Source organism: Halalkalibacter flavus (assembly GCF_036663575.1).
GTDB classification, from domain to species: domain Bacteria; phylum Bacillota; class Bacilli; order Bacillales; family Bacillaceae_D; genus Halalkalibacter; species Halalkalibacter flavus.
Genome location: NZ_JAWRVK010000035.1, coordinates 31,723 through 47,424, shown reverse-complemented (window position 1 = coordinate 47,424; position 15,702 = coordinate 31,723). Strand labels below are relative to the sequence as shown.

Below are 15,702 nucleotides of genomic sequence, written 5' to 3'. Positions count from 1 at the left end.
ATGAGCGAAGCCGCCGTAATGTTTTAAGCCATTTAGGAGCGGTCTACTCCTAAAAGGCGCACGGCGAGTGTAGCCATTGCAAGCATGTTCGCACGAATATGTAAAAAACATGTACCTTGCTTGTTGATAAACCAAGCATGTTCGCACATTTAAGGCAAAGAGGGACCTTACCTCTAAATAAGGAACAAGTCAGGAGTGAAATCTCATGAATAAAAAAGCTATCCCTTTAATGATTCAAGGTACACATTCAGATGCTGGAAAGAGCGCTCTCGTTACCGCTTTATGCCGGATATTTGCTCAAGATGGATATAAAACAGCCCCTTTTAAATCACAAAATATGGCTTTAAATTCTTATATTACTGTGTGCGGAAAAGAGATTGGTCGTGCACAAGGGGTACAATCTGAAGCGGCGGGTGTTGAAGCGACAACGGATATGAATCCAATCTTGATTAAGCCAAGTGGAGAATCTCAATCTCAAATAGTAGTTCATGGAAAGCCTTATAAAAATATGCAAGCTGGGGCATATCGGCAAGACTTTTTTCAAAAAGGATTAAACTTAATCCGAGATTCTTACGATCGGTTGTCTAATCAGTATGAGCGGATTGTTATTGAAGGGGCAGGCAGCCCTGCTGAGGTTAATTTAAATGACCGCGAACTTGTGAATATGCGTGTTGCACAAATTGCTAATGCACCAGTGATTTTAGTTGGAGATATTGAAAGGGGAGGAGTGTTCGCTAGTTTAGTCGGAACATTGCAACTTCTTTCAAAAGAAGATCGTAAAAGAGTTATCGGTGTGATTATAAATAAATTTAGAGGAGACGTATCTTTATTGGAGCCAGGCCTTACTTGGTTTGAGGAATATACGGGTCTTCCTGTCTTGGGTGTTGTTCCATACATAGATGACTTAATGATTGAGGCGGAAGATTCAGTTGTTTTAAACACTTACTCAACTAAAGTGGATTCATCTAAAGAACTAGATATTGCGGTCATACGATATCCAATGATTTCAAACTTTACCGATGTCGATCCTTTTTTTGAGGAAACCGACTGCCATGTTCGTTTTGTTAGAAAAGCAAGCGAATTAGGGGAACCTGATTTGCTTATTTTACCTGGAAGCAAAAATACAATTGAAGATATGATGTTTTTACATAAGTCGGGAATAGCCAACAGGATACTAGATTTGACACAAAAAGCTACAATGGTAATCGGGGTTTGTGGTGGTTACCAAATGCTCGGACAATGTATTTTTGATGAGCATGGAATGGAGTCTTCACATAATAACGTTGAAGGGTTAGGACTTATATCTATGAAAACTTCCATGACACCTAAAAAAACAACGGTTCAGTCTAATGGAGTGGCTAATTTTGGAGAGTGGGAAATCCCTGTTTCTGGTTATGAGATTCATATGGGTGAATCTCAATATGATAAGGAATGGAAACCATTTATTCAATTAGCAAATAGAAAAGAAGGAACAATTACACAGGATAAAAAAATAATCGGGACATACTTTCATGGCATTTTTCATAATGATTTATTCCGGGAAGTGTTGCTTAACGAGATCAGGCATACAAAAGGCTTAGAACCTATTTATCATAGAGCTTCTTTTTCTAAAAGAAAGGAAGAAGGATTTGATTTATTAGCCAAGGTTGTAAGGGAAAATATACAGATAAACCGTATTCATAAAATAATGACTGATTTTCAAGAAATAAATTAAAAAGGAAATTGACATGTTAGGTACTCTAAATACGTTTAATGATCCAATTTTTATGTTAATTATTATTCTGATTGCGGCTATTTTACTAGATTTGTTAATGGGAGATCCACGGTGGCTCCCACACCCTGTAGTTCTAATTGGTAAGTTAATTTCATTTCTAGAAGCTAGCTGGAATAAAGGGAAAAATCGAGTAAGGAAAGGGTATGTACTAACTGTAACAGTAATTATAGTTGTTTTTTCTGTTACGTTCTCTATCGTCTTCCTTTCCTATAAATTACACCCGGTTGCTGGCGTACTTGTAGAAATATATTTTATTTCAACAACGATCGCTATAAAAGGTCTTCGATCAGCAGCTTTACATGTTTTTACTCCTCTTGTATCCGGAAACATAGATGAAGCGAGAAGAAATCTTGGCATGATCGTAGGACGTGATACGAAAACTCTGTCTGAGAGTGAAGTGGTTAGAGGTACTGTCGAGACTGTAGCCGAAAATACAGTCGATGGAATTACAGCTCCGTTGTTTTGGGCTATGATAGGTGGTGCTCCACTAGCAATGGTATATAGAGCCATTAATACATTAGATTCGATGGTTGGATACAAAAATGAAAAATTCATGCAATTTGGCCGGGCATCAGCCAAGCTTGACGATCTCGTCAATTTGCTTCCAGCAAGGATCACGGCACTTTGTATGTGGCTTTCTTCTTTTTTTATTAAAGGATCGAAAAAGAAACTAGGATGGAAAATAACTTGGAGAGATGCAAGGAAACACCCTAGTCCAAACAGTGGCTGGTCAGAGGCAATGGTAGCTGGTTTACTAGGAATTCAATTAGGTGGAATTAATTATTATAGTGGTATCAAATCGGTAAGAGCTACAATGGGAGATCCGTTAAGAAAAATAATCCGATCTGATATCGAAAAATCAATTTTATATATGCATGGAGGCTGGAGTATTTTCTTCTTGATCGGATTGTGTGTGCTCTATTTGATTAGATAGTATAAATGAGGTGAAAGCATGGAATGGCCCAATCATGGTGGACAGCCAGAAACAATGAGACAACTCTTTAAAATGGAGAAAGATAGAGAAATACTGGATTTTAGTGCAAATATAAATCCTTTAGGACCACCATCTTGGTTAAAAGAAACATTAAGAAATCATTATGATACCATTACTTGTTATCCAGATCCGACGTATTTAAGTAGTAGCGTCTCTGTGGCTAATTATGAAGGTATTGATGAAGGACAGGTTCTAGTAACGAACGGTGGAGCTGAAGCAATTTTTTTAGTGGCGAAATACTTTGAAAAAGGAAAAGCGTTAATAGTTCATCCAACCTTTATGGAGTATGAACGAGCGTGTCATCATTATCATATAGATGTGGAAGATGTCTTTTATGAACCGAAAAATGGATTTCAATTGCCGTTAACATCCATTCAAGAAAAGCTCACCAAAACAGATGTCATCTTTTTGTGTAGGCCTAACAATCCAACAGGTACAGTGGTGAAAGAGGAAGATTTACGTTTGTTGTTAGAGGAAGGGAAAAAAACAGGGACGACCATTGTAGTGGACGAGGCATTTGTTGATTTTCTACCGTCGTCTATTCCTTCTCTTGTTAAATGGTTACGAACGTACTCTAATTTAATTTTATTACGTTCCTTAACAAAAATGTATACAATCCCTGGACTTAGAATTGGATATATGATGGCAAATGAACCAATCATAAACGCACTAAAGGACGAACAAATTCCTTGGAGCGTAAACTCGTTGGCGGATGCTCTTGTTCCAAAACTACTAGAAGATACTTCGTTTGTTGAGAAGACAAAAGGATGGCTAAAGGAACAATCTCAATATGTGTTTAAGAGTTTAACGGATTTGGATTTTCATATTTATCCATCAAGTGTAAACTTTTATATCTTGCAGGATAAGAAGAAAAATACAAATGATCTATTTCAATTTTTATTACGACATGGAATATTAACGAGGCACACTCATAATTTTAAAGGACTTAATGGAGAGTTTATACGAATTGCAATTAGGTCAAAGGAAGAAAATGAACAGCTAGTCTCTGTTCTTAAGAAGTGGAGAAATGAATCGTGATCACTTTTATTTCTGGTGGTGCTCGCTCTGGTAAAAGTCAATTGGCTGAGCATTTAGCTGTTTCAACTTTTAAAAAGGCACAAAAAAAAAACAAAAAAGGACGCTTATATTACATAGCAACATCGAAGAGAAGCGATGCTGAAATGCAAGAGCGCATCCAAATGCATCAAGAAGAGAGAGTAAAAGAATGGGAAACGATAGAAGAACCATACGATTTCTCATCGTTCCTATTAAAGTGTAACAAAGAAGATGTGATCCTTATTGACTGTTTAACAATATGGTTAAGCAATGTCATGTTTGATTTAAATTATAGTATGAGACAAATAGAAGAGGCTGTTAACAGCTGGTTAACGCTGGCAAAAGAAAGACAATTGCATCTCATAATTGTCTCTAATGATGTAAATGAAGGGTACCCACATTCTTCTGAAGGAGTTCAAACATATATTTATACTTTACAATGGATACATAAGAACATTGTGGAACAAGCAGAACATGCTATTCAAGTCATTGCAGGTCTCCCTATGTATTGGAAGGGAGATGAAAGATGAAACAAATGATGTTTGGTTTTATGTTGGCCATTCAGTTTCTATCAAGGTTACCGGTGCCTTTTCAATGTCCTTGGAACAAACAAACAAGTAAATGGGCAGCTAGATGTTATCCTCTTGTGGGTATTGTATTGGGCCAGGTTATGCTGGTCGTGATATGGGCATTTGAATCGTATCTTCCTATAAGTATGATGACTTTACTTGTTCTTACTATATGGGTCTGGCTCACAGGGGGATTGCACTTAGATGGTTGGATGGATGTCGCTGATGCAGTAGGTTCAAATGCTCCGCTTGAAAAGAAGTGGGAGATTATGAAAGACCCTCATGTAGGAAGCTTTGGTATTATTGCGTTTGTATTCTTAATGGCATGGAAAATGATGATGATTTACGCTTTGCTCGAGTCGAAGGCGGCTATTTATGCTTTCCTTTTTATTTTAGCTTTTTCTCGTTTAGGTGCTGTAATATTAATGATTTTTCTTCCAACGGCAAAACAACAGGGGTTAGCTTGGGAGTGGAAGAAAAGCTTAAATTGGGTAGATAGTTTGTATGCTTGTGTTCCTATCTCACTCATCTTGTTTTTCTTCCAAGACTTTCTCTTTTTCATTCCAGCTTACTTATTATTTATCGTTCTGTATGGAATGTGGATTAGACATCGATTCAAAGGGACAAATGGAGACCTACTTGGCACAGCTATTGAAGGAGGCGAACTATGGGGACTAGCCATCGCATGGACTTATATTTCGTTCGTCATGGGATAACGGATTGGAATAAGGGGCGAAGGTACTTAGGCCATACGGATCGAGGAATACTTATAAATGAACTAGATCAGTTAACAGAGTTAAAAGATGAGTTACAGAAAATAAGTTTTGATCAAATATTTACTAGTGATTTATGTCGTTGCCAAGAAACATTGACGTATTTAAACCTCTCTTCGTACGCTTATATTGATTCAAGATTAAGAGAAATGAACTTTGGTGATTGGGAAGGGAAAACTTATGAAGAGTTAAAACATAATTCAGCATATCAAAGATGGCTCGATAATTGGGAGCATTATAGTACACCCAATGGAGAGTCAGGTGAAAGTTTTAAAGCTAGAATCAACTCTTTCTTTGATGAATTATTTCAACGACTATTAGAAAATACGGCAAATTATAATAAACAAATTCTAATCATGACTCATGGAGGGGTCATTCGCTATTTTGTGTCCAAAATGGTATCGTCTCATACTTTTTGGGAAATTACAGTTAAACATGGGCAAGGGATTAGATTGTCGTTAGATTGGGTGAAAGGAGAATGGGTATGCAACTCATTATCGGAGGTGCCTTTTCGGGGAAAAGAAAAATCGTAAGAGAAATGAAGACAAAATGTAGCTGGTTATCTGCATATGATGGTGATTCAGTATCGAAATGGGACGTAAGATGGGAAAAAGATTCAACGTTAGTAATAGAAGGATGGGAAAACTGGTTAGCTGAAAAGTTGAATAGCAAAAAAAATAGTAATGATATTCGAAGGAACATGCAATCTTTTTTTCAGTCATTAAAAGAAGAAGAACAGAAAAGAAATAATGACATCGTTCTTATTATGTTAGAGATGGGTAGAGGAATTGTTCCTCTAAATCAAAATGAGAGAACGTTAAGAGATCTTATTGGATGGATTGCACAAGATGCTGCCAAAGTTGCAGATGAGGTCCATTATGTATGGAACGGATTATCAAAAAAAATTACATAACGTGCTTAGGGGTGACCCTAAAAGGTCAAAATCATACCTTTTAGGATCACCCCTTGTTTGTCGTTCGTTCCGGTAATAAGTAGCTTCACAATTACTTGTATTTTATTGAACGCTTACCAATTCTACAGGTCCATGGTCGTCACAATGATCGCCATGAACATGGTGTAAACGTCCATTCACCAAATAATCCATATGATCGCCATGAGGGACTAGTTCATGACCACAATCTTCATCATGAGTACAACCACAATTCATGGGAACGCACTCATCAGGGTTTGTTTCTGATACAGGGATGTTACACTCATCCCAATGTCCATTGTGTTCATGATGAAGGTGCCCATTGTGTACATAATCAATGTGATCATCGTGTTTAATCTTTGTATGGCCACATGCCACACTATGCTTGTGAGGATGTTTTTCATGAATATGATGGTCTTGTTCCATTTTCGACACTCCTTTTTGGGTAATATAGATTTTTTTTATCTTGTCCGTAGCAAAGGAAGTTCAAACATATTGAAGAAAATCTTTTGACAATATGTATAGACACGGTTTAGAATATGAAAATAGTAATCATTACGATTTATAAGGGTGTAGGAGGTATTTATGAATAAAATCATTCCAGTAACCGTGCTAAGTGGCTACCTTGGGTCAGGGAAAACAACTTTATTAAATCATATCTTGAAAAATCGTGAAGGCTTAAAAGTTGCGGTCATCGTAAATGACATGAGTGAGATTAACATTGATGCGGAACTAGTGAAGCAAGGTGGCGAATTATCTAGAACAGAAGAAAAACTGGTGGAGATGTCTAATGGGTGCATTTGCTGTACCTTGAGAGAAGATTTGTTAATTGAAGTAAAGAAATTGGCCCTTGCAGGAAATATTGATTACATCGTTATTGAATCAACAGGAATTAGTGAACCAACTCCAGTTGCACAAACGTTTTCATATATAGATGAAGAATTAAATATAGATTTAACAAAATTCTGTCGTTTAGATACGATGGTGACTGTCGTTGATGCAAATCGTTTTTGGCATGACTTTCGTTCAGGAGATAGCTTACTCGATCGGAAAGAATCATTAGGTGAGGATGATACAAGAGAGATTGCTGATTTACTGATTGATCAAATAGAGTTTTGTGATGTCCTAATATTGAATAAATGTGATCTTGTATCAGAGCAAGAGTTAGAAAAACTTGAAACCGTGCTAAGAACATTGCAACCAAAAGCAAAGATTATTCGCTCAGTTCAAGCTAAGATTGATCCTAGCGAGATCCTAAATACACATTTGTTTAATTTTGAAGAAGCTAGCAATTCAGCTGGGTGGATTCGAGAATTGACAGTAGGGCACGAGCAACATACTCCAGAAACAGAAGAATATGGGATTTCTTCGTTTGTTTATATGAGGAGGGAACCATTTCACTCGGTACGCTTTCATAACTGGGTCAACAATATGCCAACTAACATTGTAAGAGCAAAAGGAATAGCTTGGTGTGCAACTAGAAACAATCTAGCCTTATTAATGTCTCAAGCGGGAACGTCTGTGTCCATTGAGCCAGTTTCCTACTGGGTGGCAAGTCTTCCTAAAGCAGAGAAAAATCAAATACTAAAGGAAAATCCTCATGTATTAAACGATTGGGATGTTGAATATGGTGACAGACATACAAAACTTGTGTTTATAGGGACAGACCTTGACATCGATGAAATAACGAAAGAATTAGATAATTGCCTGTTAACAGATACTGAATTTACAACCGATTGGAAAGTGTTAGAAGACCCATTTAAATGGAACTTACAGAAGTCGTAAGAAAGTAGGGAACTGAATTGATTTTATCTGGAAAATCTATTTTGTCAAAGATCAACAATGAAGAGTTGGAGATCTTTCCTCTTAGTAATGAGCAGATTCAGCCTGCATCTGTTGATTTACGATTAGGAAATCATTTTGTGACGATCGATGAGTATAAAGAAAATTTGATAACACTTGATAAGTCTGTTGCTTACCGTGAGATCCTTCCTCATAATAAAAAAATATTCTTGCCACCACAAACTTTTTTATTAGCAACCACTGTTGAAACGATTAGTTTGCCAAACAATGTAACGGCTTTTGTAGAGGGGAGAAGCTCAATAGGTCGTCTTGGCTTATTTATTCAAAACGCAGGATGGGTTGACCCTGGCTTTAAAGGCCAAATTACTCTAGAGCTTTTTAATTCTAATCGCCTTCCGATTGAACTCACGCTTGGCCGCAGAATCTGTCAACTCGTTTTTGCTGAAGTAAATGAAGAAGCTGAAGCATATAAAGGAAAATACCTATATCAAAGAGGGGCAACGCAAAGCGCAATATATAAGGATATAATTTAAAGAGAATTGACATTAGTGACAGATAATTAAGAACACTAAAAAATCTTAAATAGTAATAATTACGATTTATTGAATGTAAGTATAAGTAGGTCGTAAGTAAATAGGAGGTTGAAAAGTTGTCTAAAATACCAGTATTTGTATTGAGTGGGTTTTTAGGAAGTGGAAAGACATCACTGTTAGAGCGACTACTTCAAGAGTGTTCTCAGAGAAATCTATCGGCTGCTGTTTTGATGAATGAAATAGGCAAAACAGATACAGATGGTGAAAGCCTTTCTAGTAAAAGTAAAATGATAGAAAAGCTGTTAGATGGATGCATTTGCTGTAATAAAAAAAGTGAAGTGGTTCAGAGTATGGAAAAGCTCATCGCATTGAAGCCTGATGTTATTTTTATTGAATTAACGGGTGTAGCTAATCCAGAAGAGGTGGCTGATTCTTTAACAGAACCAGAATTAATTAATATTGTGTATTTAGAAAAAGTCATTACGTTAATTGATGCTGAACATATTCTTTCTTACAATAGCTTGTTTGAGTCGGATCGTGAATTAGTGAAAACAACTAGGAGACAAATAGAAGTGGCCGATTTACTTATTGTAAATAAGACCGATTTAGTGTCAGAATCAAAAAAGCAAAAAATATACAAGGTCTTACTAAAACAAAATTCAATGTCGAGGGTTTTCTTCTCCACGTATAGTAATATCGATTTACATCCATTATTGAATCAAGTAAAGTCTCCAAAGCAAACCATAAAGGTTCGAATAAAAAGGGAACCTCACGATCATCATAAGCATCACGATCACCACAAGCATTCTGACAATCATCACAATCACTCTTATTCTCGTATCAATAGCATTACACTGAAACTATCCTCCCCAACCAGCACAGCTGAAATTGAAACATTTCTCAAAAAGTGGAAGTCGAACCTTCTACGTGCAAAAGGGTATTTATCTCTAGGGGATGGTACATACCTCATGCAGCATGTCATGAAACGAGTAAATTGGGAGCGCTCGTCTTACATTGGAGACCCATACGTAGTTCTTATTGGCATCGAGCTGAATGAGGAAAAAATCAAGGAGGAATGGGGACGGACCGTTCAAAAATTAGGTGCGTCATCATAGTAGCCAAGACGTTAGGATTTTTTATTAATCCTGACGTTTTTTATTTCCAAGTAAAAACGAAAAACCATTAATATTAAAACGGAATTATTTTGATTTGTGTTCATGTTGACATCTTGTCCGCATATATTTGAATAAACAAAAGATGGAGGGCTTTTATATAAAATGCGGACTCAACATAATCTTACAGAAGTGATTGGTTTTATTCTTCTTGGAATCGCGGTTTTGATCATATTTTTTAATGATCAGTTTACAATAAATAATTTGTTTCTTCCAGAGTCACTGTTAACTTTTAATATGATTTTTCTATCTATATTAATTGAAGCCATCCCATTTGTTTTAATAGGTGTTTTTATTGCCGGAATCATTCAAGTTTTTGTGACAGAGGAGCACCTTCAAAGGCTCATTCCCAAAAATAAATTTTTAGCTGTCATTACAAGTTGTTTCATTGGTGCTTTATTTCCAGCTTGTGAATGTGGGATTGTCCCCATCGTGCGTCGTTTAATTGCTAAAGGCGTTCCTCTTTTCGCTGGAGTAGGATTTCTTTTAACAGGTCCATTGATTAATCCTATTGTAGTCTTCTCCACCTATATGGCTTTTGGTGAGGATCTCAAGATGGCTCTTCTAAGGATGGGACTAGGGTTAGTCATTGCGATCAATATTGCTGGAGTCATTTGTATTCTTTTCAGGTCAAATCAATTAAAACGAAACAAGGTATCTGTTGCTATGCAAGCACAGACGGTTTCCAAGCAACCAATTGGGAAGAGAATAAAGTCGATGTTCGAACATGCGATTGATGAATTTTTTGATATGGGCAAGTTTTTAATAATGGGCGCTATATTAGCTGCATTTGTTCAGACCTATGTATCGACTAAGTCCATTCTTGGTTTAGGGGAGGGGATTCTTGCTTCAACACTTATTATGATGGGTCTGGCTTATTTACTTTCTTTATGTTCAGAAGCTGATGCTTTTATTGCCGCCTCATTCCGACATCTCTTTCCACAAACCTCATTGCTCGGCTTCTTAATTTATGGACCGATGCTTGATTTGAAAAATACGATCATGATGATGGCTGTATTTAATATTCGTTTTGTTCTTGTTCTTATGGTGGTTATAACAGGTGTTGTATTAGGGGTTTTACTTTTTGTTCATCCATGGATTTAAAAGGAGGGAGAGACGATTATACAAATACAAGTAAGACAAGTGATAAAGGCTTTCGTGTTACTACTCTTTGCTGTATTTATTTTCATATTACATGAGAGTGGGGAGATTACTCGATTTATTAATCCAGATTATCTATATTTCAGCCAAATAGCTTCCGTTATTTTTTTGTTTTTATTTTTTGTACAAGTACCTCGTATGTTTACAACATCACAAGATGAACATGACCATAGCGAGTGTGGACCTTGGGGATGTAATCATGACTCGGGTGAAGGCGGATTTTCGTTAAGAACGATATTTGCCTATGGTCTTATCACCATTCCTCTTCTAAGTGGCTTTCTACTTCCTTACAAAGATTTCGGTGCAGAGGAAGCACTAAAGCGTGGGGTTAGCTATTCAACCCATGATCATGGTCATTTGGAAGACCATAAACTAATTAAAACAAAGATGGATCATAGAGTACAAGAAATGTTAAATCAGCCTGTACTTTATTTTGATAATGATAATTTTGCACGCTATATCAGCATTGTCACAACTTATCCTGAATTTTTTATAGGAAAGCCAATTGAATTGGAAGGTTTTATATTAGAGGATGATGTTCATTCAAAAAATCACACAGTCATTACAAGGTTTCTAGTAACCCATTGTGTTGCGGACGCTCATGCAACCGGACTTGTTATCGAAAGCGGAGATTCATTAGGAATCCAAGAAAATACATGGATCCGTGTAAAAGGGGAATTGAATGTTAGAAAAGATAATCGGAACCTAATCGCTATTATTAATGTTAGCAATTGGGAAGAAATTCAACCCCCAATAGATCCATATGTGTACCCTTAAACTGATAAGCTACTATAATTATTTGGATTGCAAAGACAACGATCTAATAAAGTTTGAATGGCAGACTGATCCAATTCGGATCCAATGAATAGAAACTCTGTTATTATCCCTAACGATGTTGAAGTATCTATTTCAGTTGTGTCAACTTGGATCGAAGAACCTACTTGTGAAATAAAATAAAGTTCTTGTGCAATGGGGTTATAGCACCTTCCTTTCATTCGAAAGATCTCATTTGGGAACTGAGAGAAACTCGACTCTAAGCGAGTAAAATCGATTGGAGTAAAGCTCTGATAAATAAATGTATCAATCCCATGTTGTCCGATGACTTTCAGTTTATTTCTAGATGAAAATAGTTCAATCTGGTGTGTATATAGGGAAGAGGCTGCTTTTGTATCAAAAGCAGTCTTCCTATTATTCATTTGCCAGTTAAACTCTTCAACTAAATATATTAACGCTTTAGGTTGTAAGCTTCGTATGAACATCATTAATTCACCCATTCGTTCATGTGAAAGCTGTTCTGAATTCATCAAAACAATGGAGTCAGCTAATTCCAATTGGTTAATGAGAGTTTCTCCTAACGTATAAGAAGTGGCAAGGGTGGAATCGGTATAAATAAGGATTTCGTGTTCAGAGAAATACGAAATCCAAAACTTTCTGGAATCAATAACGTGAATGTGAGACGTAAGGAACCATTTTTGACTGCCAATAGTTAAGCTCTCAAAAAAAGTGTGAATATCAGAGATTGGATAAACATCCAGAATGATCTCAGTTGTATTATTATTTTGTGCTTCCTTTTTTAGTGTTTCAAGTAGATTAAAAAATGTATTGATCTCTATATCATGAACAGCTTCGCTTATGAACTGAGTAAGAGTAAAAGGATCATCTGCCTTTTTTAAGAACTCAATATTCATTGGCCGAAAAAGAATAACCTTCACGTTTTCATACTTTCTACCTTTCACTTTCTTAATAAGCTCACACTTTTCTTTTAAAGAGAAGCCTGTTATAACAGTTAGAGATTTTTTCTTTTCCACTTTAACACATCCTTATTCCCTTTATAAATCTTACCAGCTAGATTTTTTTACACCAGGCACTTGTCCTTTATGAGCAAGCTCTCTAAACGCAATTCTAGAAAGTTTAAATTTACGAAGAACACCACGTGGTCTTCCTGTCATCTCGCAACGTCTAGTTAAGCGACTTGGCGCTGAGTCCCTAGGTAGCTTACTCAGTCCTATATAGTCACCTTTTTCTTTTAACTCTCTTCTTCTTTCAGCATAACGAGCAACCAGTTCTTGTCGCTTAAGTTCTTTTGCCACTTTTGATTTCTTAGCCATTAAAACCAGTCTCCTTTGATAATAGTAATCATTACGTTTTATATAATATAGAAAAAGGGTAGTGAAGTAAAGTCTACCTTGAAAAAAACTGTACCCTTTTGTTAGAAGAAGCTAGGAAAGGGTACACGTAAATTTGTTTATTTTATGTACGGATGAAAGTGATAATACCTTTAAAATACACGCAACATATAGTGTTTTGAAAATCTTTAATAAATGATTTAAATGCCGGTACAATTAATAATTTGGAATCCTGCCTTTTTGTCATGCGTAAGATGGTAAAGATAGACAAAAAGGAGGGGCATGTATTTAGCTATATATTAAACAACTTCACTAGGCGATTGTCACATGTTCGCCTATTTTTGCGTATAGTATAAAAAGACAAATTGGTGCTTAAACGGAACAACAAAGGGGTGTGCATCATGAGTAACCCGGTTAACTCCAAGAAAAGAGGACGTATTAATGTCGTATTAAATCATAAACCAATTGAAAAGATGGGCAAAAATGAATCCCTTTTTCAAACAGAACTTGAAAAAGAAGAACATGATATTTTAACCCGCTTTGAAGAGAAACTTGAAGAATATGTTGGATTAGAAGAAGTAAAGCGACTTGTGAATGAAATTTATGCTTGGATTTATATTAACCAACGTCGTGAAGAGCTCGGATTAAAAGCAAGTAAACAGGTACTTCATATGATTTTTAAGGGGAACCCTGGAACTGGGAAAACAACAGTTGCAAGAATTATTGCAGATTTTCTTCACCAAATGGGTGTTCTTGCAAAAGGACATTTTATGGAAGTGGAAAGAGCAGATTTAGTTGGAGAATATATTGGTCATACAGCCCAAAAAACGAGAGAGGTTCTAAAAAAGGCTAGCGGTGGTGTGCTTTTTGTTGATGAGGCTTACTCATTAGCTAGAGGGGGCGAAAAAGATTTTGGGAAAGAAGCTATAGATACGTTAGTGAAAGCGATGGAAGATCATCAACATGACTTTGTCTTAATTTTGGCAGGTTACTCTAAAGAAATGGAGTATTTCTTATCGCTCAATCCTGGTTTGCCATCACGATTTCCGATTGCGATTGATTTTCCTAACTATACTACTGATCAATTAATGGAAATGGTAAGGAGAATGTTAGCTGAACGCGAGTATGAATTAACGACAGACGGAGAAATTCATATACGTGATCATATAAGGAGAATCAGATATGAACAAGAAAGAACATTTAGCAATGGGAGATACATTAGAAATATTATCGAGGAAGCGATCAGAATGCAGGCAGTAAGATTACTAAGGGAGAATGAGTATGATCGACAATCTCTTCTTACGATGAAACGTGAGGATTTTAAATTTCACTCCTCCCATGTGAAATTGAACTAACGAAAGGCCAATTAACCAGAACTTGGTTGATTGGCTTTTCTCGTCAATGTCAGACTTTGATTTGTTTTTTCTATTTTCTTCTAGTTCATGGTATGATGCGTATGAACGTCTATGATGGACAAAATAATGGTAAGATCGAAAAACAAAGGAAGTGGATATTCTTGCAGGAGATTAATCATAAAGAAACGGAGAACGTTATCCTTGTTGGGTGTCAATTTGAAACTGATGACATCGCTTTTGATAATTCAATGGAAGAATTGAAAAGTTTAGTCGAAACAGCAAAAGGGTTCGTTGTTGGAACGATTACACAAAAGCGTCAAAAGCCTGAACCTTCTACCTATATTGGAAGAGGGAAAGTAGATGAATTACAAGTCCTTTTAGATGAGAAGGACGTTGATACGATTGTTTTTAATGATGAACTTTCACCGAGCCAAATACGAAATGTTCATACTAGAACGAAGAAAACGGTCATAGATCGGACTCAATTAATTTTAGATATATTTGCCTCACGCGCGCGGTCGAGAGAAGGGAAGCTTCAAGTAGAGCTAGCGCAGCTTTCATATTTACTGCCACGACTTGCAGGACAAGGTTTAGCCTTGTCAAGGCAAGGAGGAGGAATTGGTTCAAAAGGGCCCGGGGAGACACAGCTCGAAAGCGATCGCCGTCACATTCGCCGAAGAATGGACGAAATTAAACATCAACTAGAAGCGGTTGTTGGACACCGTCAGCGTTACAGAGAGCGTAGAAAACAAAATGAAGTATTTCAAGTTGCGATCGTTGGTTACACAAATGCTGGTAAATCAACGATCTTAAATCGCTTAGCGGAAGTGGATACATTAGAAGAAAATCAATTGTTTGCGACACTTGATCCTACAACAAGACAATTTAATTTACCGAGTGGTATGAAAATTCTTTTATCTGATACCGTTGGGTTTATTCAAGATTTACCTACGACACTTGTGGCAGCGTTTCGTTCTACTTTGGAAGAGCTGCAGGAAGCCAGTTTGCTTTTACATGTAGTTGACAGTTCAAACCCTGATTACGAGCAACATGAGCAAACAGTGAAAGAGTTAATTCAGGAGTTAGATTCAGAGAACATTCCACAATTAATTGTTTATAATAAAAGTGAACAAAAAGATGCAAACTTTTTTCCGACACATGATGAGGATTCCATTGAGATTAGTGCATTTGATGAAGATGATCTCAATAGTTTGAAAGAAGCTATTGAAGAAAAGTTAATGGAGCAAATGACAGAATATCATGTTTTATTGAAGGCAGAGGAGGGAAGGTTGCTTTCTAGATGTCGTGAATCAACGATTATTAAGAAGCAAGAGTGGAATGAAGAAACCGAGCATTATGATATTCAAGGATATGTCATTCCAACTACTGCATTAGGACATGAATTGGCCATTCGTTCAATTATTGAACCAAAGAAAGTGAAAGTTGAGGAATAAA

Annotated in this window: 17 protein-coding genes; 14 read left to right on the top strand and 3 right to left on the bottom strand. The window is 36.5% G+C overall.

Annotated features, from left to right (window positions below; all coding sequences use genetic code 11):
- The first annotated feature begins 205 nt into the window (after positions 1–205).
- From SAY88_RS18950 to SAY88_RS18920, 7 genes are read left to right on the top strand one after another with little or no spacing between them, the layout of a single operon-like run.
- A complete protein-coding gene (locus SAY88_RS18950; RefSeq protein WP_332633722.1) occupies positions 206–1,714 on the top strand; it encodes a cobyric acid synthase in 1,509 nt (502 codons plus the stop codon).
- Between the two features lie 13 nt (positions 1,715–1,727).
- Positions 1,728–2,708: an adenosylcobinamide-phosphate synthase CbiB gene (gene cbiB, locus SAY88_RS18945; protein ID WP_332633721.1), complete on the top strand. Its 981-nt coding sequence runs from the start codon at positions 1,728–1,730 to the stop codon at positions 2,706–2,708.
- Between the two features lie 18 nt (positions 2,709–2,726).
- The gene (gene cobD / locus SAY88_RS18940) at positions 2,727–3,806 is read left to right on the top strand and encodes a threonine-phosphate decarboxylase CobD (protein ID WP_332633720.1); all 1,080 of its coding nucleotides are present in this window, start codon (positions 2,727–2,729) and stop codon (positions 3,804–3,806) included.
- A complete protein-coding gene (locus SAY88_RS18935; protein WP_332633719.1) occupies positions 3,803–4,354 on the top strand; it encodes a bifunctional adenosylcobinamide kinase/adenosylcobinamide-phosphate guanylyltransferase in 552 nt (183 codons plus the stop codon). The genes cobD and SAY88_RS18935 overlap by 4 nt, the downstream gene beginning before the upstream one ends.
- Complete coding sequence (locus SAY88_RS18930; protein ID WP_332633718.1) at positions 4,351–5,109, top strand: adenosylcobinamide-GDP ribazoletransferase; 759 nt, start codon at positions 4,351–4,353, stop codon at positions 5,107–5,109. Before SAY88_RS18935 ends, SAY88_RS18930 begins: the two co-directional genes overlap by 4 nt.
- Positions 5,061–5,699 (top strand): histidine phosphatase family protein, encoded by a 639-nt coding sequence (locus SAY88_RS18925; protein ID WP_332633716.1) that lies wholly within the window; start codon positions 5,061–5,063, stop codon positions 5,697–5,699. The genes SAY88_RS18930 and SAY88_RS18925 overlap by 49 nt, the downstream gene beginning before the upstream one ends.
- Positions 5,651–6,079 carry a bifunctional adenosylcobinamide kinase/adenosylcobinamide-phosphate guanylyltransferase gene (locus SAY88_RS18920; RefSeq protein ID WP_332633715.1) on the top strand — a complete coding sequence of 143 codons (429 nt, stop codon included), beginning with the start codon at positions 5,651–5,653 and terminating at the stop codon, positions 6,077–6,079. The genes SAY88_RS18925 and SAY88_RS18920 overlap by 49 nt, the downstream gene beginning before the upstream one ends.
- A gap of 102 nt (positions 6,080–6,181) precedes the next feature.
- Here SAY88_RS18920 and SAY88_RS18915 read toward each other — a convergent pair whose 3' ends face one another.
- Positions 6,182–6,523 carry a hypothetical protein gene (locus SAY88_RS18915; protein WP_332633714.1) on the bottom strand — a complete coding sequence of 114 codons (342 nt, stop codon included), beginning with the start codon at positions 6,521–6,523 and terminating at the stop codon, positions 6,182–6,184.
- A gap of 159 nt (positions 6,524–6,682) precedes the next feature.
- On the opposite strand from SAY88_RS18915, the gene SAY88_RS18910 reads away from it, so the two are divergent.
- From SAY88_RS18910 to SAY88_RS18890, 5 genes are all read left to right on the top strand, one after another.
- Entirely contained in the window at positions 6,683–7,882 is a 1,200-nt protein-coding gene (locus SAY88_RS18910; protein WP_332633713.1) for a GTP-binding protein, read from the top strand.
- A 17-nt stretch (positions 7,883–7,899) separates the two neighbouring features.
- Positions 7,900–8,433 carry a dCTP deaminase gene (dcd, locus tag SAY88_RS18905; protein WP_332633712.1) on the top strand — a complete coding sequence of 178 codons (534 nt, stop codon included), beginning with the start codon at positions 7,900–7,902 and terminating at the stop codon, positions 8,431–8,433.
- Positions 8,434–8,549: 116 nt separating this feature from the next.
- Positions 8,550–9,548 (top strand): CobW family GTP-binding protein, encoded by a 999-nt coding sequence (locus SAY88_RS18900; RefSeq protein ID WP_332633711.1) that lies wholly within the window; start codon positions 8,550–8,552, stop codon positions 9,546–9,548.
- A 162-nt stretch (positions 9,549–9,710) separates the two neighbouring features.
- Complete coding sequence (locus tag SAY88_RS18895) at positions 9,711–10,709, top strand: permease (RefSeq protein WP_332633710.1); 999 nt, start codon at positions 9,711–9,713, stop codon at positions 10,707–10,709.
- Between the two features lie 39 nt (positions 10,710–10,748).
- Entirely contained in the window at positions 10,749–11,543 is a 795-nt protein-coding gene (locus SAY88_RS18890) for a TIGR03943 family putative permease subunit (protein ID WP_332633708.1), read from the top strand.
- Here SAY88_RS18890 and SAY88_RS18885 read toward each other — a convergent pair.
- Together SAY88_RS18885 and rpsN are read right to left on the bottom strand one after the other, a co-directional pair.
- Positions 11,540–12,574: a GTP-binding protein gene (locus tag SAY88_RS18885; protein ID WP_332633706.1), complete on the bottom strand. Its 1,035-nt coding sequence runs from the start codon at positions 12,572–12,574 to the stop codon at positions 11,540–11,542. The genes SAY88_RS18890 and SAY88_RS18885 overlap by 4 nt on opposite strands.
- Positions 12,575–12,604: 30 nt before the next feature.
- Positions 12,605–12,874, bottom strand: coding sequence for a 30S ribosomal protein S14 (gene rpsN, locus SAY88_RS18880; protein ID WP_250095498.1), 270 nt, complete (start codon positions 12,872–12,874; stop codon positions 12,605–12,607).
- A 419-nt stretch (positions 12,875–13,293) separates the two neighbouring features.
- Here rpsN and spoVK point away from each other — a divergent pair, with 419 nt between their 5' ends.
- Both spoVK and hflX read left to right on the top strand, forming a co-directional pair.
- The gene (gene spoVK / locus SAY88_RS18875) at positions 13,294–14,247 is read left to right on the top strand and encodes a stage V sporulation protein K (protein ID WP_332633705.1); all 954 of its coding nucleotides are present in this window, start codon (positions 13,294–13,296) and stop codon (positions 14,245–14,247) included.
- A gap of 101 nt (positions 14,248–14,348) precedes the next feature.
- Entirely contained in the window at positions 14,349–15,701 is a 1,353-nt protein-coding gene (hflX, locus tag SAY88_RS18870) for a GTPase HflX (protein WP_332633704.1), read from the top strand.
- The last annotated feature ends 1 nt before the right edge of the window (position 15,702 follow it).